This is a genomic window from Variovorax paradoxus (assembly GCF_030811855.1).
GTDB classification, from domain to species: domain Bacteria; phylum Pseudomonadota; class Gammaproteobacteria; order Burkholderiales; family Burkholderiaceae_C; genus Variovorax; species Variovorax paradoxus_L.
The window spans coordinates 34,391-54,672 of the sequence record NZ_JAUSRN010000019.1 but is presented as its reverse complement, the minus strand read 5'-3'; the positions used below and the strand labels follow the sequence as shown (position 1 = coordinate 54,672).

Annotated in this window: 21 protein-coding genes; 11 read left to right on the top strand and 10 right to left on the bottom strand. The window is 66.2% G+C overall.

Translation table 11 applies throughout. The annotated features are described in order from the left end of the window. Positions 1 to 158: 158 nt before the first annotated feature. Both lpxC and J2X92_RS26435 read left to right on the top strand, forming a co-directional pair. A complete protein-coding gene (gene lpxC / locus J2X92_RS26440) occupies positions 159 to 1,082 on the top strand; it encodes a UDP-3-O-acyl-N-acetylglucosamine deacetylase (RefSeq protein WP_175543340.1) in 924 nt (307 codons plus the stop codon). 14 nt (positions 1,083 to 1,096) lie between these two features. Continuing rightward, positions 1,097 to 1,273 (top strand): hypothetical protein, encoded by a 177-nt coding sequence (locus J2X92_RS26435; RefSeq protein WP_164547854.1) that lies wholly within the window; start codon positions 1,097 to 1,099, stop codon positions 1,271 to 1,273. 37 nt (positions 1,274 to 1,310) lie between these two features. Here the strand turns inward: J2X92_RS26435 and ruvC are convergent, their stop codons facing one another. From ruvC to J2X92_RS26420, 3 genes are read right to left on the bottom strand one after another with little or no spacing between them, the layout of a single operon-like run. Next, positions 1,311 to 1,859, bottom strand: coding sequence for a crossover junction endodeoxyribonuclease RuvC (gene ruvC, locus J2X92_RS26430; protein WP_124960408.1), 549 nt, complete (start codon positions 1,857 to 1,859; stop codon positions 1,311 to 1,313). Position 1,860: 1 nt separating this feature from the next. Further along, positions 1,861 to 2,850 (bottom strand): phosphatidate cytidylyltransferase, encoded by a 990-nt coding sequence (locus tag J2X92_RS26425; protein ID WP_307580311.1) that lies wholly within the window; start codon positions 2,848 to 2,850, stop codon positions 1,861 to 1,863. Positions 2,851 to 2,863: 13 nt separating this feature from the next. Beyond that, a complete protein-coding gene (locus tag J2X92_RS26420) occupies positions 2,864 to 3,733 on the bottom strand; it encodes a lysophospholipid acyltransferase family protein (protein WP_307580424.1) in 870 nt (289 codons plus the stop codon). Between the two features lie 7 nt (positions 3,734 to 3,740). Between J2X92_RS26420 and J2X92_RS26415 the strand changes: the two genes are divergently transcribed. After that, a complete protein-coding gene (locus tag J2X92_RS26415; RefSeq protein ID WP_307580422.1) occupies positions 3,741 to 4,178 on the top strand; it encodes a ribosomal maturation YjgA family protein in 438 nt (145 codons plus the stop codon). Here the strand turns inward: J2X92_RS26415 and mtgA are convergent. The 5 genes from mtgA to J2X92_RS26390 all read right to left on the bottom strand — a co-directional run bounded on the left by mtgA (position 4,123) and on the right by J2X92_RS26390 (position 9,477). Then, a complete protein-coding gene (gene mtgA / locus J2X92_RS26410) occupies positions 4,123 to 4,866 on the bottom strand; it encodes a monofunctional biosynthetic peptidoglycan transglycosylase (protein WP_307580309.1) in 744 nt (247 codons plus the stop codon). The genes J2X92_RS26415 and mtgA overlap by 56 nt on opposite strands. Further along, positions 4,863 to 5,720 carry a shikimate dehydrogenase gene (gene aroE, locus J2X92_RS26405; RefSeq protein WP_307580307.1) on the bottom strand — a complete coding sequence of 286 codons (858 nt, stop codon included), beginning with the start codon at positions 5,718 to 5,720 and terminating at the stop codon, positions 4,863 to 4,865. The genes mtgA and aroE overlap by 4 nt, the downstream gene beginning before the upstream one ends. 39 nt (positions 5,721 to 5,759) lie before the next feature. Beyond that, on the bottom strand, positions 5,760 to 6,611 hold the full coding sequence (locus J2X92_RS26400; protein ID WP_307580305.1) for an energy transducer TonB: 852 nt from the start codon (positions 6,609 to 6,611) through the stop codon (positions 5,760 to 5,762). A gap of 143 nt (positions 6,612 to 6,754) precedes the next feature. Next, the gene (locus J2X92_RS26395) at positions 6,755 to 8,818 is read right to left on the bottom strand and encodes a ribonuclease catalytic domain-containing protein (RefSeq protein WP_307580303.1); all 2,064 of its coding nucleotides are present in this window, start codon (positions 8,816 to 8,818) and stop codon (positions 6,755 to 6,757) included. 65 nt (positions 8,819 to 8,883) lie between these two features. Further along, complete coding sequence (locus J2X92_RS26390; protein WP_307580301.1) at positions 8,884 to 9,477, bottom strand: YqiA/YcfP family alpha/beta fold hydrolase; 594 nt, start codon at positions 9,475 to 9,477, stop codon at positions 8,884 to 8,886. Between the two features lie 357 nt (positions 9,478 to 9,834). On the opposite strand from J2X92_RS26390, the gene J2X92_RS26385 reads away from it, so the two are divergent. The 6 genes from J2X92_RS26385 (at position 9,835) to J2X92_RS26360 (ending at position 17,060) form a co-directional block, all read left to right on the top strand. After that, positions 9,835 to 10,587, top strand: coding sequence for a response regulator transcription factor (locus J2X92_RS26385; protein ID WP_307580299.1), 753 nt, complete (start codon positions 9,835 to 9,837; stop codon positions 10,585 to 10,587). Between the two features lie 17 nt (positions 10,588 to 10,604). Continuing rightward, positions 10,605 to 12,437: a sensor histidine kinase gene (locus J2X92_RS26380; RefSeq protein ID WP_307580297.1), complete on the top strand. Its 1,833-nt coding sequence runs from the start codon at positions 10,605 to 10,607 to the stop codon at positions 12,435 to 12,437. A 32-nt stretch (positions 12,438 to 12,469) separates the two neighbouring features. Then, positions 12,470 to 13,624: a rod shape-determining protein RodA gene (gene rodA, locus J2X92_RS26375; protein WP_307580295.1), complete on the top strand. Its 1,155-nt coding sequence runs from the start codon at positions 12,470 to 12,472 to the stop codon at positions 13,622 to 13,624. A 40-nt stretch (positions 13,625 to 13,664) separates the two neighbouring features. Next, a complete protein-coding gene (tldD, locus tag J2X92_RS26370; protein ID WP_055801721.1) occupies positions 13,665 to 15,125 on the top strand; it encodes a metalloprotease TldD in 1,461 nt (486 codons plus the stop codon). A gap of 48 nt (positions 15,126 to 15,173) precedes the next feature. Next, on the top strand, positions 15,174 to 15,716 hold the full coding sequence (locus J2X92_RS26365; RefSeq protein ID WP_307580292.1) for a hypothetical protein: 543 nt from the start codon (positions 15,174 to 15,176) through the stop codon (positions 15,714 to 15,716). 225 nt (positions 15,717 to 15,941) lie between these two features. Continuing rightward, positions 15,942 to 17,060: a 3-deoxy-7-phosphoheptulonate synthase gene (locus J2X92_RS26360; RefSeq protein ID WP_307580290.1), complete on the top strand. Its 1,119-nt coding sequence runs from the start codon at positions 15,942 to 15,944 to the stop codon at positions 17,058 to 17,060. Between the two features lie 6 nt (positions 17,061 to 17,066). Here J2X92_RS26360 and J2X92_RS26355 read toward each other — a convergent pair whose 3' ends face one another. Continuing rightward, complete coding sequence (locus tag J2X92_RS26355) at positions 17,067 to 17,576, bottom strand: cupin domain-containing protein (protein WP_307580288.1); 510 nt, start codon at positions 17,574 to 17,576, stop codon at positions 17,067 to 17,069. Beyond that, entirely contained in the window at positions 17,573 to 18,976 is a 1,404-nt protein-coding gene (gene mpl / locus J2X92_RS26350; RefSeq protein ID WP_307580286.1) for a UDP-N-acetylmuramate:L-alanyl-gamma-D-glutamyl-meso-diaminopimelate ligase, read from the bottom strand. Before mpl ends, J2X92_RS26355 begins: the two co-directional genes overlap by 4 nt. A 100-nt stretch (positions 18,977 to 19,076) precedes the next feature. On the opposite strand from mpl, the gene J2X92_RS26345 reads away from it, so the two are divergent. After that, positions 19,077 to 19,673, top strand: coding sequence for a hypothetical protein (locus tag J2X92_RS26345; RefSeq protein WP_307580284.1), 597 nt, complete (start codon positions 19,077 to 19,079; stop codon positions 19,671 to 19,673). After that, a complete protein-coding gene (locus J2X92_RS26340; RefSeq protein WP_307580282.1) occupies positions 19,674 to 20,219 on the top strand; it encodes a TlpA family protein disulfide reductase in 546 nt (181 codons plus the stop codon). The last annotated feature ends 63 nt before the right edge of the window (positions 20,220 to 20,282 follow it).

Below are 20,282 nucleotides of genomic sequence, written 5' to 3'. Positions count from 1 at the left end.
GGGGAAGACCTGAAAGGGACTTCTGCCGGCTCTAGGCGCTGCGTCCGCTTCGTGCCCTTTGCGTCCATCATCGGGCGCTTGAAATAGAACCTATGTCTATCGGTGCCATAGCGAGGGGAATAGGCCGCCATTCGCGTGGCGCGCCTAAAATCCTTCGCGTGCTGCAACAACGAACCCTCAAGTCGATCAGCCGCGCCGTGGGCGTGGGGCTTCACAGCGGACAACGCGTGGAGCTGACGCTGCGCCCCGCTCCCGCGGACACTGGCATCGTGTTCCGGCGCGTCGACCTGTCCGAGCCGGTCGACATCCGCATGACCGCCGAAGCGGTGACCGACACGCGCCTGGCTTCCACGGTCTCGACCGGCGGCGCAAAGGTGCAGACAGTCGAACACCTGATGTCGGCCTGCGCGGGCCTGGGCATCGACAACCTCTACATCGACATCACGGCCGACGAAGTGCCGATCCTCGACGGATCGGCCTCGTCCTTCGTATTCCTGCTCCAAAGCGCGGGCATCGAGCTGCAGAAGGCACCCCGCCGCTTCATCCGCGTGACCCGCAAGGTCGAGGTGCGCGAGGGCGAAGGCGCCAACGAGAAGTGGGCGAGCCTGGAGCCGTACCACGGCTACAAGCTGAGCTTCGAGATCGACTTCGATCATCGCGTGGTCAATTCCACCGGCCAGCGCGTGGAGTTCGATCTCGGCAAGGATTCCTACAGCCGCGACATTGCACGCGCGCGCACCTTCGGCTTCACCAAAGAGGTCGAGTACATGCGCAGCAAGGGCCTGGCGCTCGGCGGCGGGCTCGACAACGCCATCGTGATGGACGACACCAAGGTGCTCAATGCCGGGGGCTTGCGCTACGACGACGAGTTCGTGAAGCACAAGATCCTGGACGCCATGGGCGACCTGTACATCATCGGCAAGCCGCTGCTGGCGGCCTACACCGCCTTTCGCTCGGGCCATGCGCTCAACAACAAGCTGTTGCGCGAACTGCTGGCGAACAGCGACGCCTACGAGGTCGTGACCTTCGAAGACGAGAAGCGCGCACCGCGCGGTTTCGGCGAAGTCGCGCGGGCCTGGTAGGGCGCGTTCGGCCGATGCTTCTTTTTCGCTGGGCCATCCTGCTGCTTCTGCTGGTGGCGGGCGTGTCGTTCGCGTTCTATGCGGGAACCGGCCAGGTCAAGTACCGGCGCTTCGGCTGGATCGTGCTCAAGTGGACGCTGCTGGCGGCGTTCGGCTTCTTCGCGGTGCTGATTGCGGAGCGGGTGGTTTAGCAGCCAGGCTTCTCCGCCGAGAGCCTGGGGGCTCTCACTACCTCGAACGTCCCTGCCGGTAGGTGCCGGCGTGCGTCTTCGATAGCTCCGCAGCCTCGGCCAACCGGGCCATCGAGCGGCCCACCTGCGCATGCGTGATGGCAATGCCCAGTGCGTCGGCCGCATCGGCGCCGGGCAGCCCCGGCAGGTCGAGCAGCCGCTTCACCATCTCCTGCACCTGTGCCTTGGCGGCCTGGCCGTGGCCGGCGACCGCCTTCTTCATCTGCAGGGCCGTGTATTCGGCCACCGTGAGATTGCTGTTCACCAGCGAGGTCACGCAGGCGCCGCGCGCCTGGCCCAGCAGCAGCGTCGATTGCGGGTTGACGTTGACGAAGATGATCTCGACCGCCGAGGCATCGGGCTGGTAGCGCGCGGCGATTTCGGCGATGCCGTCGAACAGCACCTTGAGGCGCGCCGGAAGATTTCCGCTGCCCAGGTGCCGCGTGCTGATGGTGCCGCTCGCGACATAGCGCAGCGCATGGCCGTCCGCATCCACCACGCCGAAGCCGGTGGTCAGAAGGCCGGGGTCGATGCCGAGAATGCGCATGTCAGACGTTGAAGTACCAGCGGATCGAGTGAAAGAAAATGGGTGCCGCGAAGCACAGCGCATCGACACGGTCGAGCAGGCCGTTCGCACCCGTGACGCCCACGCCCTTCTTGCCCCAGTTGGGAATGCCGCGGTCACGCTTGAGCGCCTTCATCACCAAGTGGCCCATCGAGCCCGCGATGCAGGCGATGACGGACACCGCGAGGGCCTGGCCAAACTTGAAAGGCGTGATGAACGAGAACAGCGCGCCCACCAGGCTGGCCACCCCGATGCCGATGCCCCAGCTGGTCCAGTTGAAGCTGCGGCTCACGTTGGGCGCAAATGGCTTGCGCTGTGAGCGGCGCGAGATCACGTGCTGCACCAGCACCGAGGTCTGCACCACGAACACCAGGAAGAACACGAGAAAGGCGCTCTTGCCCTCGTAGCCCGGAAAGCTCAGGAGCAGCAGCGCCGGCACGTGGCTCATGCCGTAGACGCAGACCATGATGCCCCACTGCAGCTTGGCATTGCGCTCGAGAAAATGGCTGGGATCGTCGGCCAGCGCGCTCGCGACCGGGATCGCGAGGAAGACGTAGACCGGAATGAACACGGTGAACAGGTCGAAGCGCGCGGTGGCCACGAGCCAGAACTGGATCGGCAGCACCACGAAGAACGCCAGGATCAGGCTGCGGTGGTCGCCGCGCCGCGTGGGCGAGAGCGTGATGAATTCGCGCAGCGCAAAGAATGCGATGAGTGCGAACAGCACGGTGGCCACCGTTTCGCCCAGGGCCCAGCCGACCCAGAACACGATCACCATGAACCAGGTGGTGCCCAGCAGTTTGCGGTAGTGCGCCAGTTCAGCCTGCCACGCCGCGTCGTGCACGGGGTTGCGCCGCTCCCTGAAGGTCAGGAAGAAGGCGGTGGTGCTCACGATCACGAGCAGGCCGAAGACAATGAGAAAGAGGGCCGCGACCTGCTGGGTCGGGGTGAGGCTGCGCAGGAACTGGTTCATCGCAAGGTTTCGCTCAGACGTCGCGCAATGCGATCACCGCGGCACGCGCGCGATCGAGAAATGGGCGGCGTTCTTCGGCTTCTTCGACGCGGATCGGCGCACCGAAAGTGACGGAGCACAAGATCGGCACCGGCACGATCTCGCCCTTGGGCATGACGCGCTGCACGTTGTCGATCCACGCGGGCACCAGCACCACCTCGGGAAACATCGTCGCGAGCGTATAGAGGCCCGACTTGAACTTCTGCGGCTCCCCGGTGTGGCCGCGCGTGCCTTCGGGAAAGATGATGATCGAGTCGCCGCTGCGCAGCGCCTCCACCAGCGGTGCGAGTGGATCGGGCGGAGACGGCTCTGCACCCTCCATCGCGGGCGGCTGTACCGGCGGGGGAGGCATTGGTGGTGGAGGCGGCGGCGGAGCGGGAAGATCGAGCCGGCCCTGCACCTCGTCCACGGCTTCAGGGGTCACGTCGACGATCAATGTGGACAGCGGTATCAAGGGTTCCATCGAAGGCTCGATGCGCTCGGCGTGCGGTGCCGCGGCATTTCTCACGGTTGGTGGAGGCACCTCGGGCTCTGCGCGGGCCGCCGAAGCCGCGGCCGGCGCCGTGGCCGCACGCTCCACATACACCGCGTTGAACACCTCGGTCGTGATCCAGCGCTTGAACGGCGTGTTGGCCCAGTAGTCGCGCGCCGCAATCGGCCGCGTGATGCTGCGCAGCTCCTCGGGCAGCGCGGCCCAGATCATCACGAGGTCGGCGTGGCTCTGGTGGTTGGCGAAATAGATGCGCTGCTCGGCCTTCGGCGGACAGCCGTACCAGCGTGCCTGGGCCCCCGTGAGCAAGCGGACGACTCCCAACAACAACCAACCCGTGAGCTTTGCCAGCATGGGCGCGATGATACGGGGCATGCGATGGCGTTTCGATCCTCTTTCTCTGGTGTGGGCGGTGGCCCTGTTGTTTGTTCTCGTGCTGCTGGCCACCGTCGGCGCGCGCTGGGGCTGGTTGCGGAGTTTCTTCGGCGACGTGCTGGCCGTGGTGTGGGTCTATCTTCTCTTCAAGAGCTTCGTTGCCGCGCGCGTGTTGCCGCTGGCGCTGGCGGCGCTCGGCGTGGGCCTGGCGGTCGAGTTGGGGCAGTTCCTGGCATCGGCCTGGCACCTGCACATTCCGAACCGCGCGCTGCGCATCGTCCTCGGCAGCACGGCCGACTGGTGGGACGTGCTGGCCTACGTGATCGGCTTTGCGGCGGTGCTGGCCATCGAGGCGGCGTGTGGCGCCGTCAGGGCAGCTCGGCCGCAGGCATCCGCGCCACGATGGTCGAAGCCCGCCCGCTGAGATAGGACGAGCCGACCCTGCGCTCGAAGAACTTGGGGCTTGGCAGCATCACGGCCAGGCGCGCGGCCTCGGCGGCGCCGAGGCGCGAGGCGGGTTTTCTGAAGTAGTACTGCGACGCCGCCTCCGCGCCGAACACGCCTTCGCCCCATTCGACGTTGTTGAGATAGATCTCGAGAATGCGGCGCTTGTCGAGCAGCACCTCGAGCAGCGTGGCGAGCACCAGCTCCTGGCCTTTGCGAAGCAGCGTGCGCTCGCCGGAGAGCAGCAGGTTCTTTGCGAGCTGCTGCGTGATGGTGGAGCCGCCTCGCAATTGCACCGGGCGCACCGGCTTGCCGCGGGCCATGGCTCGCGCCGCGCGACGGGCCGCGAGCTCCTCGGCCTTGGCGTTGCGCTGCCGCGCGCGCTCGATGGCTTCCCATTCCACCCCGTTGTGGTCGATGAAGTCGGCATCCTCGCTGGCGATGACGGCACGCTTGAGGTTGTCGCTGATCTGCGCGTAGGGCACCCACTCCTGGCGCCAAGCGCCTTTGCTGCCCTGGTGAATGGCGATCTGCCAGGCTTCGGAGCGCTGGAACGCGGTGCTTTGCGGAGCGACAACTGCCATGGCCGCGATGCGCGTCACGAAGAAAAGCTCCAGCGCCACGGCCGCCAGCAGCAGGCAGCCGACGAGTCGCAGCAGGCCCTTCATTGGCCTGCGGCGAGCGAGGCGCGCAGCTCGGCCAGCACCTGCGCGGCCGGCGGGCGCACGCCGCGCCAGATCTCGAAAGCCTCGGCCGCCTGCTCGACCAGCATGCCGAGCCCGTCGCGCGGCACGCCGCCGTGCGCTTCTGCCCAGGCCATGAAGCCGGCGGCCGCAGGCCCGTACATCAGGTCGACCGCGAGCGCACCCGTACGCAGTACCTGCGCGCGAACCGGCACCCCATCGCCTGCGAGGCTGGATGCCGTGGCGTTGACTACCACGTCGAAATTGCCCGGCACTTCGTCGAGCGCCCAAGCTTCGAGCGCGGCGCCGTGGCGCAGTGCCAGCGCGGCATGGCGCTGCACCAGGGCCATCGCCTTGCCGACGGTCCGGTTGGCCACCACGATGCGCGAGACGCCCGCATCGAGCAACGGCCCCAGCACGCCGGCAGCCGCGCCGCCCGCGCCGATGAGCAGCAGTTCGCAGCCTGCGAGTGGTACGGCCGCGTTGTGCACGATGTCGTTGACGAGACCGATGCCGTCGGTGTTGTCGGCGTGAATGCTGCCGTCGGGCTCGAAGCGCAGCGTGTTGACCGCTTGCGCGAGCAGCGCCCGCTCGCTGGTGTGCTGTGCAATGGCGGCGGCGTCGAACTTGAAAGGCACGGTGACGTTGCAGCCGCGTGCGGTGTCGCCGCGCTCGGCGGCCTCGCGCCTGAAGCTTGCAACGCTTTCGGCAAAAGCGCCAATCGGCACGAGCCGGCGGCTGTAATCCACCTGCTGGCCGCAGAGCTCGGCAAACCGGGCATGAATGCGGGGCGAGCGGCTGTGCTCGACGGGGTTGCCCATTACGCAGTACAGGTCCATGGCGCCGTGATTCGCTGTTGTCGCGGTTGCTTCTGCCGCTTATTGGGAGGAGAGTTCGATGGTCTCGTCGCGTGTGAACTTGAAGCGCGACTGCAGCACGATCTGGTCGGTTTCTTTTCGCATCGCGTCGGTGAACTTGCCGAAGTTGCCGATGCTGTGCACGATGGCCTTGGCGCGACGGTCCAGGGTGGTGTCGCCAGAGCTTTCATCCACCGCGGTGTCGAGCAGCTTGCCGTCGTGGTTGATGGTGATCGTCATCTTGAGTTCGCCGTAGAGCTTCTTGCCGGCCGCGGTGGGGAAGTTTTCGGTGCCTCGCAGCTCGATGCGGCGGCGCAGCGAGTCCACGTAGATGGCGTAGGCCGCTTCGCGCGTGGAGGGGCTCAGGTAGCGCTTCTTGGGGCGTGCGTTTTCTTCGTTCACGCGCCGTTCGATCTCTGCGAGCAGCTCCACCATCTGGCGCCGCTTTTCTTCGCGCGCCACGGCTTCCTTCGGATCACCCGAGGCGCGTGGGTCTGGCGCGGGCATGGCGGCGAGGTCGCGCTTGAGTTGCGCGAGCAATTGCATCTGCTGGGCCTGCATGGCCTCGACCTGGCGACGCGCGTCTTCGACGGAATCGCCCACGGCGGTGAAGCTCGACGGCGGCAGCGGGCTTGTGGCGCGCCCTCGTTCGAGGTCGCCGCCGCCCGCGAGCGAGGTCTGCGCCACCACGCGCGTCTTGGCGTCGGGCTTGTCGTGGGTCTTGCTGTTGACCAGGATCACCTCGAGCGGCGTTTCGCTGAAGACCCGGTTGAACGATTCAGGGTCGACAAAGCGCACCGCAAGAAGCGCGGCATGCACGATGACCGAAGCACCGAGCGCGATCTGCAGCGTGCTCAGATCCTTGAAGTTCATAGACGGCGCTCCTGCGGTCTCATTGGATGACCTTCGCCCTGCGGGCTTCGGTGCCAAGCACTTCGGGCGGCCGGGTGCTCATTGGGTAACCTCCGTGCTGCGCACTGCGGTGCGCGCCCCCTTCGGAACGGCCGGGCGGGGGCTCATGCCGGCGTGTTCTCGGGTGCCGCCTCGCTGTCGCTGAGGTCGACGGCAATGGCAATGGGGCCTGCAACTTCTTCGAGTTCTTCGTCGCCGCCTTCTTCTTCCTCTGCGGCGGTATCGGCCTTGGGTGCATCGAGGCGTTCGAGCACCGTGCCGTGCACGTCGAGGGCAATTTCATCAATCTCGCCGAGCTTCACGCGCAGGCGCGCGCCGCGCTCCTGCTGGCCCGCGACCGGAAACACCAGCGGCAGCGTGTCGGCACGCACCAGCGCGCCGTTCTGGATGTCCTTGATGACGGTGGCCTCGAGCTCGGTAATGCCTTGCTGCTGCAGGTACTTGAGCGTCCAGAAGCGTTCCATGCCGCCCTGGTAGGCGTTGTAGGTCGCGTACGCGGCGTCGAAGCCCGAGAGGATCGAGAACAGGTCGGCGTCCTTCGGCTTGAAGGGCGCGGCCAGCGCGGCAGTCTTGCCGTGGCGCGCGGCCGCAATGATCTGCCACTGGTTCACGAGATCGGTGTAGCGGCGCAGCGGCGAGGTGCTCCAGGCATAGCTCTTCACGCCAAGGCCCGCGTGCGGCAGGGCCCGCGTGCCCATGCGCACCTTGATGCCGGGCGCCAGGCTGGCCTGGCTGCGGTAAAGCCCGGGCACGCCGAGCTCGCCGAGCCAGCCGCCCCAGCTGCTGTTGGCCAGGATCATTGCTTCGGACACGATCAAGTCGAGCGGCGCGCCGCGCTGGCGCGTGGTGATCTGCACCTGCTCGCTGCCGTTCGGCTCGCCTTCGTTGCCGACGAGGCGGAAGTTGTAGTCGGGCCGGTTGAAATTTTCGGGCTTGCCGCGCACCACTTCGCGCTGGGCCTTGAGCTGCTTCGCGAGGCGGAACAGGAAAGAGAGCGGGGCGCGCAGCTTCGCGGCGGCTTCGGGCGTGTTCTCACTCGTGAACGAGGCGTCTTCGAGCCAGGGCTGCGTGACGACGCTGTCCAGCTGGTCGTGCCGCAGGTTGGCCACGATGGGCACGCGCTCGAGCTTCGTCTCGCTCGATTGCAGCTCCAGCGTGGCTTCGTCGAAGCGCACATAGAGCGACACCGCGGGCCGGTCCCCGCCTTCGAGCAGTGTGTAGGCGTTGACGACCTCGTCGGGCAGCATCGTGATCTTGTAGCCCGGCATGTAGACCGTGGACATGCGATTGCGCGCCACCTGGTCGATAGGGCTGCCCGGCGTCAGCGCCAGGCCGGGCGCCGCGATGTGGATGCCCACAGTGACGGTGCCGCTGCCCAGGCCTTGCACCGACAGCGCGTCGTCGATTTCAGTCGTTTGCGAATCGTCGATCGAGAATGCCTCGACACCCGCGGCAAGCGGCAGATCGTCCACGACGGCCGGAGCTGCGAGCGCCGGAAACCCGGTGCCCTTGGGGAAGTTCTCGAACAGGAACCGCCGCCAGTGGAACTGGTAGGGCGAATCGATGGCGCCGGCGCGCTCCAGCAAATCGAGCGGCGGGCGCTGCGTGGCGCGCGCGGCATCGACCACCGCCTTGTATTCGGGCGCGTTCTTGTCCGGCTTGAACAAGATCTTGTAGAGCTGTTCGCGGATTGGCGGCGGGCACACGCCCTCGGCCAGCTGACCGGCCCATTCGACGATCTGCGCCTGGATGACCTTTTTCTTCTCGATGGCGGCCAGCGCCTGCTGCAGGATCTCGGCGGGAGCCTTCTTGAAGCGCCCCTTGCCCGCGCGGCGAAAGTAGTGCGGCGCCTCGAAAAGCGCGAACAGTGCGGCCGCCTGCTGCGCGAGCGTGGGCTTGTCGCTGAAATAGTCGGATGCAAGATCGCCGAAGCCGAACTCCCCCTCCGGCGCAAATTCCCAGGCCAGGTCGAGGTCCATCGCGGCGGCGAGAGCGCGCGCTTCGACGATCAACTCGGCTGGCGCCGGCTTCTCGAAACGCAGGACGATGTTGGCGCCTTTGACCTTGACGCGCTTGCCGGTGTCGAGCTCGACCTGCGCCGATGCTTCGGCCTCCGACAGCACGCGGCCGCCGAGGTACTTGCCGGCTTCTTCAAACAATACAAACATGCCCGGATTGTCCCAGACTTGGACACCCCCAGGCCTGGCCGCTTACGCGGCGTCTCGCAGGGGCGTCAGATGGGATTGATGAACGCCATCACGTCGTCGAGGTGGTTTTCCTCGAAATCCGACAACGCATGGTCACCGCCCTCGAGCAGCTTGATGTTGCTGTCGGGGTAGCGCGCCGAGGTTTCATGCCAGTCGAGCGCTTCGTCGCCCTTGGCGATGATGGCCAGCACGCGCTCGGGTCGCGTGAGTGCGCCGACTTCCATGGTGCGCAGCTCCTGGATGTACTCGGGGCGGAAATAGAAATGCTCGGCCGGGTCTTGCCACGTGGTCTGGTCGCCGATGTAGAGGGCGAGGTCGCGCGCCGGATGTACCGCCGGATTCAGCAGCACGGTGCGGCATCGCGTCATGCCCGCCACGTAGGTGGCATAGAAGCCGCCCAGCGAGGAGCCCACCACCGCCATCGACTTGCGCGGCCAATCTGCAATGCCCTTCATGATCATGTCGATGGCTTCGCGCGGAGAAGGAGGCAGCTGCGGGCACCACCACTGCAGGTTGGGATGCTCCCGTGCCACGCGCTGCGCCATGAGCCGCGCCTTGGTCGAACGCGGCGAGGAGCGGAATCCGTGCAGGTACAACAGATGAGTGGTTTGCTGGTCCATGCGTGGTAGAGACTGAAGGTGGTGCAATCGACCCAACTCCGTCATTGAAGGAGCCGGGTAATTTTGCATGAGGTCCGTACGCGCAAAATGCCCTCCGGAGCCCAGGGCTCCGGAATGCGGGCTGCTTGCGGGAAGGTGACGGTGTACCACTGTGATCTCCGGATCGCCGAAATTTTCGCTGCTGAATTTGCTAGCAACCTGACCTCCAGAAATCGAAAGTATTAACTTGCGCCTGCATCAATTTCTGGGCCAAGCCGCATGCGTGGCGAGCCAGCCGCAGTTTCGCGGCCCGCAGTGGGCGGGGGCATCCCATGAAAACGGGAGGTTTCGGGGCTTTTTGAGCGTGCCCCTAAGCTTATGCTCACGCCAATGAACACAGAGGCTCTGGATGCGGGAACGACACGCCGTTGGGGCGTGCTCGTCGTCGAAGACGACAGCCGTGCGCGCGCCTTCTTCGAGGCCAGCGTGCAGCGCAGCCCGCATCTGTTCTGGCTTGGAAGCGCAGGCACGGTGCAGGAGGCGCTGACCTGGCTGGCCCAGACCGCCACCATTCCCGACGTGCTGCTGGTCGATCTCGGCATGCCCGACGGCAGCGGGCTGGACGTGATCCGCGAGGCCGTGGCTCGTTTTCCCGGCTGCGAGCCGCTGGTGATCTCCGTCTTCGGCGATGAGGAAAACGTGCTCTCCAGCATCGAGGCCGGGGCCGTGGGCTATATCCACAAGGACGCAGCGCCCGAGGACATTGCACAAACAATCGTCGAGATGAAGGCCGGCGCATCGCCCATCTCGCCCATGATCGCGCGCCGGGTGCTCGCCAAATACCGCAGCCTGCAGCTCGCGGGTGCGCCCACCGCCGTGGCGGCCATCGAGGCGGCCACCGAGGCGGCCGCCGACAGCGCGGCGCCGAGCCTGCTCTCGGCTCGCGAGCACGAGGTGCTCACGCTGATTGCGCGCGGCTTCTCCTATGCGGAAATTGCCCGGCTCAAGGGGCTGAGCGTTCACACGGTGCAGACGCACATCAAGAATCTCTACGGCAAGCTGGCGGTGCACTCCAAGAGCGAAGCCGTGTTCGAGGCCACGCGCCTCGGCCTGCTGTCTCACCCGGGCTGAACGGCGTGGCCGGGCGCATGTTCGCAGGCCCGGCGCGGGCGCTATTGGCCATGTGGCTCGCGCTGGTCGCGATGGCCGCGGCGGCTGCGCCGGCGGAAAACCCGATCGAACTGTGGCGCGGCACCGTCACCACCACCATCGACGCCGTCACGCACCAGGCGCCAGTCGAGCTGTCGTACCACTGGGATCGACGGCACGCCGGACGCCCCGGCCTGGCGGACTTCGAGCTGCCCTTCACCCTGGCAGGGGAGCCGTCGACACCCTGGGGCATCTTCATTCCCCGCGCCGGCAACGTTCTCGAGGTGCGGCTCAACGACGCCTTGCTGCAGGCCTATGGTGACCTGGCGCGCGGCAACGGCGCCGACTACGCGAAGGCGCCCACCTATGTGCCGGTGCCGGGGCACCTGCTGAAGGCGGGCGACAACCGCCTTCAGATCCGCATCCGCGCCGACAGCGCCCGCCGCGCAGGGTTGTCGCGCGTGACCATCGGACCTGCGATGCCGGTGCGAACCGAGCTTTTCGAGAGCGCTTATGCCTGGCGCTTCACGGGATCGGTGCTGCTGACGGCCTTCAGCCTCATCGTCGGCGGCATCGCGTTGGCCCTGTGGCTCACGCAAGTCGATCCCGATGCCAATGGACGGCGGCGGCGCGACGGCATCTATTTCTGGGCCGCATTGGCCGAATTCTGCTGGGCCTTGCGGGTGGCCGACAGCGTGATCGCCGAGCCGCCTCTTTCCTGGGGGCCCTGGGGCGTGTTCATGGCCACTTGCTATGCCGGCTGGGCCGCCTCCGCCATGATGTTCTGCTATCACCTGGCCGGCTGGAACGGCAATCCGCGCATGCGCTGGCTGCGCTGGCCGATGGCAACCGTGGTGGCCGGTACCTTCGCCTCGAGTGCGATGGCGCTGCACTGGGAGCAGCCCTATTGGCTCACCGGGTGGCTCGCGCTGGAAATCGTGTTCGTTGCGCTGTTCGTCGGCGCCTTCGCGGTAGCAACCTTCAAGCGCCCGACCCTCGGCCGCCTGCTGGTGGCCGCCGCCGCGCTGGTGACTCTGGGCTTCGGCACACGCGACTGGCTCGTGATCCGCTTGAGCGACGCCTACGGCGAAACCACCTGGGTGCGGTATTCGTCGGTGTTCTTCGGCATTGCGCTGCTCTTGATCGTGCTGCGGCGCTTCCGTGCCGCGAGCATCGAGGCGCGCGGATGGGTCACGACCCTGGCCGAGCGCGTGGCACAGCGCGAGCGCGAACTCGCGTCTACCTTCGCCGCGCTGGAGCAGGTGGCGCGCGACCAGGCGCGCACCCATGAGCGCGAGCGCATCCTGCGCGACATGCACGACGGCGTGGGTTCGCACATCAGCTCGGCCATCCGCCAGCTGCAATCGGGCCAGGCGAGTTCCGACGAACTGCTGCGCACGCTGCGCGACTCGCTCGACAAGCTCAAGCTGTCGATCGATTCCATCCATCTGCCGCCGGGCGACGTCGGCGCCCTGCTGGCGGCCTTGCGTTACAGGCTGGAGCCGCGGCTGGCGGCCGCTGGCATTGCGTTCGAATGGGCGGTGGACGAGGTGCCCACGGTGGAGCGGCTCGACGCGCAGGGCATGCGGCAGTTGCAGTTCCTGCTGTTCGAGGCCATTTCCAATGTGTTGCAGCACGCTCAGGCGAAAACGCTCCGGATCGAGGCCGAAAACGTGAACGGCGCCGTGCAACTGCGCGTGATCGATGACGGGCAGGGCTTCGACGCATCGCGCGTCCCTAGGGCGCTTTCGGAGCGCGCCGCCACGGTCGGCGCACAGCTCGCGCTTGAAAGCCGACTGGGGCGCACGGTCGTTCAGCTTGATTTCGGCTGAAACGCTCCGCGGGGCGCGGATAATCCGCCCCCATGTCCGCCGTGTTCAATCAGCCCTCCCTGGCGCGCCGCATCGCGCCCATCTTCCAGGGCTTCGACGGCTTTCTGGCCTTTGCCGTGCTGTTGCTGGCCTTCGCCGGACTGCTCACCATGTATTCGTCGGGCTATGACCATGGCTCGCGTTTTTCCGACCATGGCCGCAACATGCTGCTGGCCGGCTTCATCATGTTCGTGGTGGCCCAGGTGCCGCCGCAGCGGCTGATGATCTTCGCGGTGCCGCTCTATGCCACGGGGGTCGCGCTGCTGGTGGCGGTGGCGCTCTTCGGCATCACCAAGAAAGGCGCCACGCGCTGGATCAACATCGGCGTGGTGATTCAGCCCAGCGAAATCCTCAAGATCGCGATGCCGCTGATGCTGGCCTGGTGGTTCCAGCGGCGGGAAGGCCAGTTGCGGCCGCTCGACTTCGTGGTGGCCACGGTGCTGCTCGCAGTGCCGGTGGGGCTCATCATGAAACAGCCGGACCTGGGCACCTCGCTCCTGGTGCTCGCGGCCGGCATGGCGGTCATCTTTTTTGCCGGCTTGTCGTGGAAGCTGATCGTTCCACCAGTGGTGATCGGCGCCATTGCCGTAACGCTGATCGTCGGCTTCGAGTCGCAGCTGTGCGCCGACGGCGTTGATTGGCGCGTGCTGCACGACTACCAGAAGCAGCGCGTCTGCACGCTGCTCGACCCGAGCAAGGACCCGCTGGGCAAGGGCTTCCACATCATCCAGGGGATGATCGCCATCGGCTCGGGCGGCGTGGGTGGCAAGGGCTTCATGCAGGGCACGCAGACGCACCTCGAATTCATTCCCGAGCGCACCACCGACTTCATCTTTGCGGCTTATTCCGAGGAGTTCGGCCTGGTGGGCAACCTCACGCTGATTGCAGCCTTCATCCTGCTGATCTTCCGCGGGCTGGCCATCGCAGCCAACGCCACCACTTTGTTCTCGCGGCTCCTGGCCGGGGCGGTGACGATGATTTTCTTCACCTATGCCTTTGTGAACATGGGCATGGTGAGTGGCATCCTGCCCGTGGTGGGCGTGCCGCTGCCGTTCATCAGCTACGGCGGCACCGCCATGGTCACGCTAGGCCTGGGCCTGGGCATCCTGATGTCCGTCGCCAGGGCCCGCAAGCTCGCCCAGAACTAGCGCAGTACGCAAAGCGTGGGGGCGAGCAATAATCCCCTTCATGATCTCTCGCGAACCCACCATCGAGCGCCTTGCCACGGCGCAACAGCTTCTTCTCACGCCATTCGGCCTCGACGAATCGCACCTGGGCAAGGCCCTGGCCGAGATCACCGCGCACAAGGTGGACGACGCCGACCTGTACTTCCAGTACACGCGCAGCGAAGGCTGGAGCCTCGAAGAGGGCATCGTCAAGACCGGCAGCTTCAGCATCGACCAGGGCGTCGGCGTGCGTGCGGTCAGCGGCGAAAAAACGGCTTTCGCCTATTCGGACGACATTTCCGAGGCGTCGCTGCTCGATGCCGCGCGCACCGTGCGCTCCATTTCTTCGGCGGGCCGCACCGGCCGGGTGAAGACGGCCACGCGCAAGATCGCGTCGAGCCGGTCGCTCTACAGCGGCATCGACCCCATTTCCACGCTCGACAGCACGGCCAAGGTCAAGCTGCTCGAAAAGGTCGAGAAGCTCGCCCGTTCGCGCGATCCGCGCGTGGCGCAGGTCATGGCGGGCCTCGCGAGCGAGTACGACGTGGTGCTGGTGGCGCGCGCCGACGGCACCCTGGCGGCCGACGTGCGGCCGCTGGTGCGCCTGTCGGTCACCGTGATCGCCGAGCAGAACGGCCGGCGCGAAGTCGGTTCGGGCGGCGGCGGCGGGCGTTTCGGGCTGGCCTACTTCACCGACGAGCAGATCGCCGAATACGTCGACCATGCCGTGAAGGCCGCGCTGACCAACCTCGATGCCCGTCCGGCCCCGGCCGGCGAAATGACGGTGGTCCTCGGTTCCGGCTGGCCCGGCATCCTGCTGCACGAGGCCATCGGCCACGGCCTGGAGGGCGACTTCAACCGCAAGGGCTCGAGCGCGTTCTCGGGCCGCATCGGCCAGCGCGTGGCGGCCAAGGGCGTGACCGTGCTCGACGACGGCACCATTGCCGACCGCCGCGGTTCGCTCAATGTCGACGACGAAGGCAATGCGAGCCAGCGCAACGTGCTCATCGAGGACGGCATTCTCAAGGGCTACATCCAGGATTCGCTCAACGCGCGCCTCATGAAGGTCAAGCCCACGGGCAACGGCCGCCGCGAGAGCTACGCGCACGTGCCGATGCCGCGCATGACCAACACCTACATGCTGGGCGGCGATAAGGACCCGAAGGAAATCGTCGCGAGCATCAAGAAGGGCCTCTACGCCACCAACTTCGGCGGCGGGCAGGTCGACATCACGAGCGGCAAGTTCGTGTTCTCCGCAAGCGAAGCCTACTGGGTCGAGAACGGAAAGATCCAGTACCCGGTGAAGGGCGCGACCATCGTGGGCAATGGCCCGGACGCGCTCACCCGCGTGACGATGATCGGCAACGACATGGCACTCGATTCCGGCGTGGGCACCTGCGGCAAGGAAGGCCAGAGCGTGCCGGTCGGGGTGGGCCAGCCCACCTTGCGCATCGATGGTTTGACCGTAGGCGGCACGGCCTGAGAGCTTGCTAAGCTCCGCTCCTCAAATTTTTACAAAGAGGAGCATTCGATGAGGATCAGGATCAATTCGTCTGCGGCCCTGTGGGCTGCGACCGTTGCCGCGGCATTGCTGGCAACCGCCGGCTGCGCATCGCGCGGCGGTTCGGCCGCCACTCCATCCGCGGCCGCGCCTGCGCCTGCCGCCGCACCGGCGGCACCAGCCCGTGGCGGCGCGAAGGCTGGCATGGATGCCCAGGGCAACGTGATCGATTCTTCCAAGGTCGAAGCCGGCAGCGGCCGCACCATCAAAGGCCTGAACGGCTACGAAGGCGAGATCACCGGCAACCCGACGCGCAACAGCAGGTTCAATCGGCTGCAGATCGGCATGAGCGCCAGGCAGGTCACCGACATTGCCGGCCAGCCGACCGGCCAGGGCGCCTACGTCACGGGCAAGGCCTTCATCCCGTTCTATTTCGGAGGCGACCGCCACCGCTACGAGATGACCTACAAGGGCCAGGGCCGGCTGGTTTTCGCGGGTGGCGGCATGGGCGACTACTCGGGCGGCAACCTGATCTGGATCATCCACAACCCCAACGAATCCGGCTACCGCTGACCTTCGGAAGCCCTGGCTTTTGCCGGGCTTCCTGTTTTCCATGCTACATTTCGCCCACATGTCCGCCCTCCGCGCTTATTTTTTTGCCTTCTTTTGGTTCCCGGTTTCCGGCGGACGAGAGGCGAGCGCGTAAAGCAAACGAACACCCTCCCAAAACCGCCGGCGCCTCCAGCCCCGGCGGTTTTTTTATGCCCTGACGATCTTCACACCCACAAGGAAAACACCATGAGCACGAACACTGCCCCGACCAGCGACAGCTGGTATGCGAGCGTCGAAAAAACCAGCAAGACCGACGACGAACGCATCAAGGACATCAACGTGCTGCCCCCTCCTGAACACCTGATCCGCTTCTTCCCGATTCGCGGCACGCCGGTCGAAACGCTGATCGAAGGCACCCGTCGCAGCATCCACAACATCATGGCCGGCAAGGACGACCGGTTGCTGGTGGTCATGGGACCCTGCTCGATCCACGACCCGGCCGCGGCGCTCGAATATGCCCGCCGCCTGAAGGTCGAGCGCGAAAAATACGCCGGCACGCTCGAGATCGTGATGCGCGTGTATTTCGAGAAGCCACGCACCACGGTCGGCTGGAAGGGCCTCATCAACGACCCGTACCTCGACGAGAGCTTTCGCATCGACGAGGGCCTGCGCATCGCGCGCCAGCTGTTGATTGACATCAACCGCCTGGGCCTGCCGGCGGGCAGCGAGTTTCTCGACGTGATCTCGCCGCAATACATCGGCGACCTGATCGCCTGGGGCGCCATCGGCGCGCGCACCACCGAAAGCCAGGTGCACCGCGAGCTGGCCTCTGGCCTCTCGGCCCCGATCGGCTTCAAGAACGGCACCGATGGCAACATTCGCATCGCGACCGACGCCATCCAGGCGGCGGCACGCGGGCACCACTTCCTGTCGGTGCACAAGAACGGCCAGGTCGCGATCGTGCAGACCAACGGCAACCGTGACTGCCACGTGATCCTGCGCGGCGGCAAGGCGCCGAACTACGACGCCGCGAGTGTCGAAGCTGCCTGCAAGGATCTCGAAGCCGCCAAGCTGCCGCCCACGCTGATGGTCGATTGCAGCCATGCGAACAGCTCCAAGCAGCACCAGAAGCAGATCGACGTAGCGAAGGACATCGCCAACCAGATCGCCGGGGGCTCGAACCGCGTCTTCGGCGTGATGGTCGAAAGCCATCTGCAGGCCGGCGCCCAGAAGTTCTCGCCGGGCAAGGACCAGCTCTCGGGCCTCGAATACGGCAAGAGCATCACCGATGCATGCATCGGCTGGGATGATTCAGTGCAGGTGCTCGACACCCTGTCGCAGGCCATCAAGCAGCGCAGGGGTTAAACGGGGTCAAAGCATCCCGGCCAGCTCGGGCCAGTGGTGCCGCATGGCGGTGGCTTCATCGCTGTCGGGCGGCACCAGCGAAAAGTCGGCAAAGTCGAAGCCCGGCCCGACCATGCAGGCGACCAGCGTGTAGTCGCCGCTGGTATGGCCCTGGATCGGGCGGGCAGCCTGCCATTGGCCGGCCGACACCACGTGCTGCGGCCGCGTGCCGTGCGCATCGAGCGGGCCCAGCCGCACGTGGGCCGGCGCGGTGCGCAGCGCGGCATCGCAGGTCCACAGCGCCAGCGGTACGCCTTCCAGGTGCACCCAGACTTCGTCCGACAGCACCCGGTGCCAGCGCGAATGCTGCCCCGCTTCGAGCAGAAAGTAGATGCTGGTGAGCGCGCTGCGCGGCGCGCGGCCGTCGGTGGGGACCACGGTCGCCGCGGAACGGAACACCTCGCTGTACCAGCCACCCTCGGGGTGGGGCTGCAGCTTCAGGCTCTCGATCAGTTCCCGCGCGCGCATGGCGGTCATGATGCCGGCGCGCTGCGAAGTGCCGCAAGCAATTTGTCGTGCACGCCGCCGAAGCCTCCGTTGCTCATGCAGACGATGTGGTCGCCGGGCCGGGCCGCAGCGACGATCTGCGCGACCAGCGGCTCGATGGCACCGGCCACCTGAGCGCGGTCACCCATCGGCGCCAGGGCCGCGGCGGCGTCCCAGTCGAGCCCGGCCGTGTGGCAGAACGACCGGTCGGCCGACTCCAGGCTCCACGGCAGCTGCGCGGCCATGACACCCAGCTTCATCGTGTTGCTGCGCGGCTCGAAGGCGGCCAGGATGCGTTCGTCCTGTTTGCCGCCGGCATCGAGCTTCTTGCGCAGGCCGTCCAGCGTGGTGCGGATAGCGGTCGGGTGATGGGCGAAATCGTCATAGACGGTGATTGCGCCGCCGCTGCGTTCGATGGTGCCGCGCAGTTCCATCCGGCGGCGCACGTTCCTGAAGGTGCCGAGCGCTCGGGCCGCGTCGGCCGGCGCCACGCCCACATGCTCGGCGGCCGCGATGGCGGCCAGCGCGTTCATCTGGTTGTGCAGGCCTGAGAGTTCCCATTCGACCCGTCCGACCGTTTCGCCCCGGCGACGCACGTCGAACGCATCGTGCGAACCGGCGGCCTGCCATTCGCCGCCCGCGCCAAAGCGCGCGAGCTCGCTCCAGCAGCCCTGGGCCAGTACGCGCTGCAGGCTTTCTTCGGTGGCGTTCACCACCAGCCGGCCGGTGCCCGGCACTGTACGCACCAAATGGTGAAACTGGCGTTCGATGGCGGCAAGGTCGTCGAAGATGTCTGCGTGGTCGAACTCGAGGTTGTTGAGAATCGCGGTGCGCGGGCGGTAGTGGACGAACTTGCTGCGCTTGTCGAAGAAAGCGGTGTCGTATTCGTCCGCCTCGATGACGAAGGCCTGCCCGCCGCCAAGCCGCGCCGAGACGCCGAAGTCGAGCGGAACGCCGCCCACGAGGAAACCCGGCGCCTTGCCGCCCTGTTCGAGCACCCAGGCCAGCATCGAGGTGGTGGTCGTCTTGCCGTGGGTTCCGGCCACCGCCATGACGTGGCGGCCCAGCAGCACGTGCTCGGCCAGCCACTGCGGACCGCTGGTGTATGGCTTGCCGGCATCGAGGATGGCTTCCATCAGCGGAAACTTGGGCGTGCCGTCGGGAAGCCGCGCCCTCGACACCACGTTGCCAACCACGAACATGTCAGGCGAAAGTGCGAGCTGGTCGGCTGCGAAGCCTTCGATCAGGTCGATGCCGAGCGAGCGAAGCTGGTCGCTCATGGGCGGGTACACGCCGGCGTCGCAGCCGGTGACCCGGTGGCCTGCTTCGCGCGCCAGGGCGGCCAATCCGCCCATGAACGTGCCGCAGATGCCAAGAATATGAATGTGCATCCGGCGATTCTAGGGAGGCGGCCTGCGCCGCCTCGGGCTGAGGCCTGTGCTTTGTACCAATGGTCGTGTGAAGCACGCCATCTGCGGGCAAAATGTGTCGATGGACACGTCCAAGCGTGAGATTGCCGCTGCAGCAGCCCGCCTCGTGGTTGAAGAGGGGCTGGAGTATGGCCCGGCCAAGCGCAGGGCGCTGCGCGACCTGGGGCTGTCGTCGCGCACTTCGCTGCCCAACAACGACGAGGTGGAAGCCGAGGTCCGCGACTACATCGCGCTCTATTGCGCCGACACACAGCCGCAGGAACTGCATGCCTTGAGGCTGTTGGCGCTGGAGTGGATGGAGCGCATGGCTGCGTTCCGACCGCACATCGGAGGCGCCGTCTGGCACGGTACCGCCACCCGGTTGTCAGACATTTATATTCAGTTGTTCTGCGATGATTCCAAGTCGGCCGAGATTGCCCTGATCGACCATCACGTGGACTACGAGCCGCGGATGGTTACCGGCTTTCATGGCGAGCAGGTCGAAGCCCTCAGCGTGCACGCCGCTAGCCGAGCACTCGGCGAAGAGATCGGAGTGCATCTTCTGGTGTACGACCTCGACGACTTGCGCGGAGCGCTCCGGCCCGACGCCCAGGGCCGCGTGCCGCGCGGCGACCTGGCAGCGTTGCGACGGCTGATTGAAAAAGAAAAGGACAAGTGAATGATTTCTTCGCCCACTCGGCGCCGCCTTCTTTACGGCGGCGTGGCAGTCGCGGCCGCCGCGGCGGGCCTGGGCGGTGCATGGTGGCGTGAGCGCGGCAGCAGCAGCAAGGGGGAAGCGCTGGATGCGGCCTTCTGGGCCCAGCGCTTCGAACGTCCCGAAGGTGGCGAACTGGTGTTTGCCGATCTGCGCGGCAAGCCGCTGCTGCTGAATTTCTGGGCGACCTGGTGCCCTCCCTGCGTGGAGGAAATGCCGATGATCGACCGCTTCTTTCGCGAAAATGGCGGCAACGGGTGGCAAGTGATCGGTTTGGCCATCGACCAGCCCAGCGCCGTTCGCAAATTCCTGCAGAAAACGCCCGTCAGTTACCCGACCGGATTGGCTGGCCTGCAAGGAACTGAACTGGTGAAAAGTCTGGGAAATACCGCGGGCGGGCTCCCCTTTACGCTGGTTTTGAACGGCAGCGGGACTGTGGCGGCACGTAAAATGGGCAAGCTTGAATCCGCTGATCTGGACACTTGGCGGCGTGAACTGGTTCACGGTTAGAATCAGATACACCTCGGCATTCGCCGCCAATCGCTAAAGATCACCGATTTTTAGCCCAGTTAC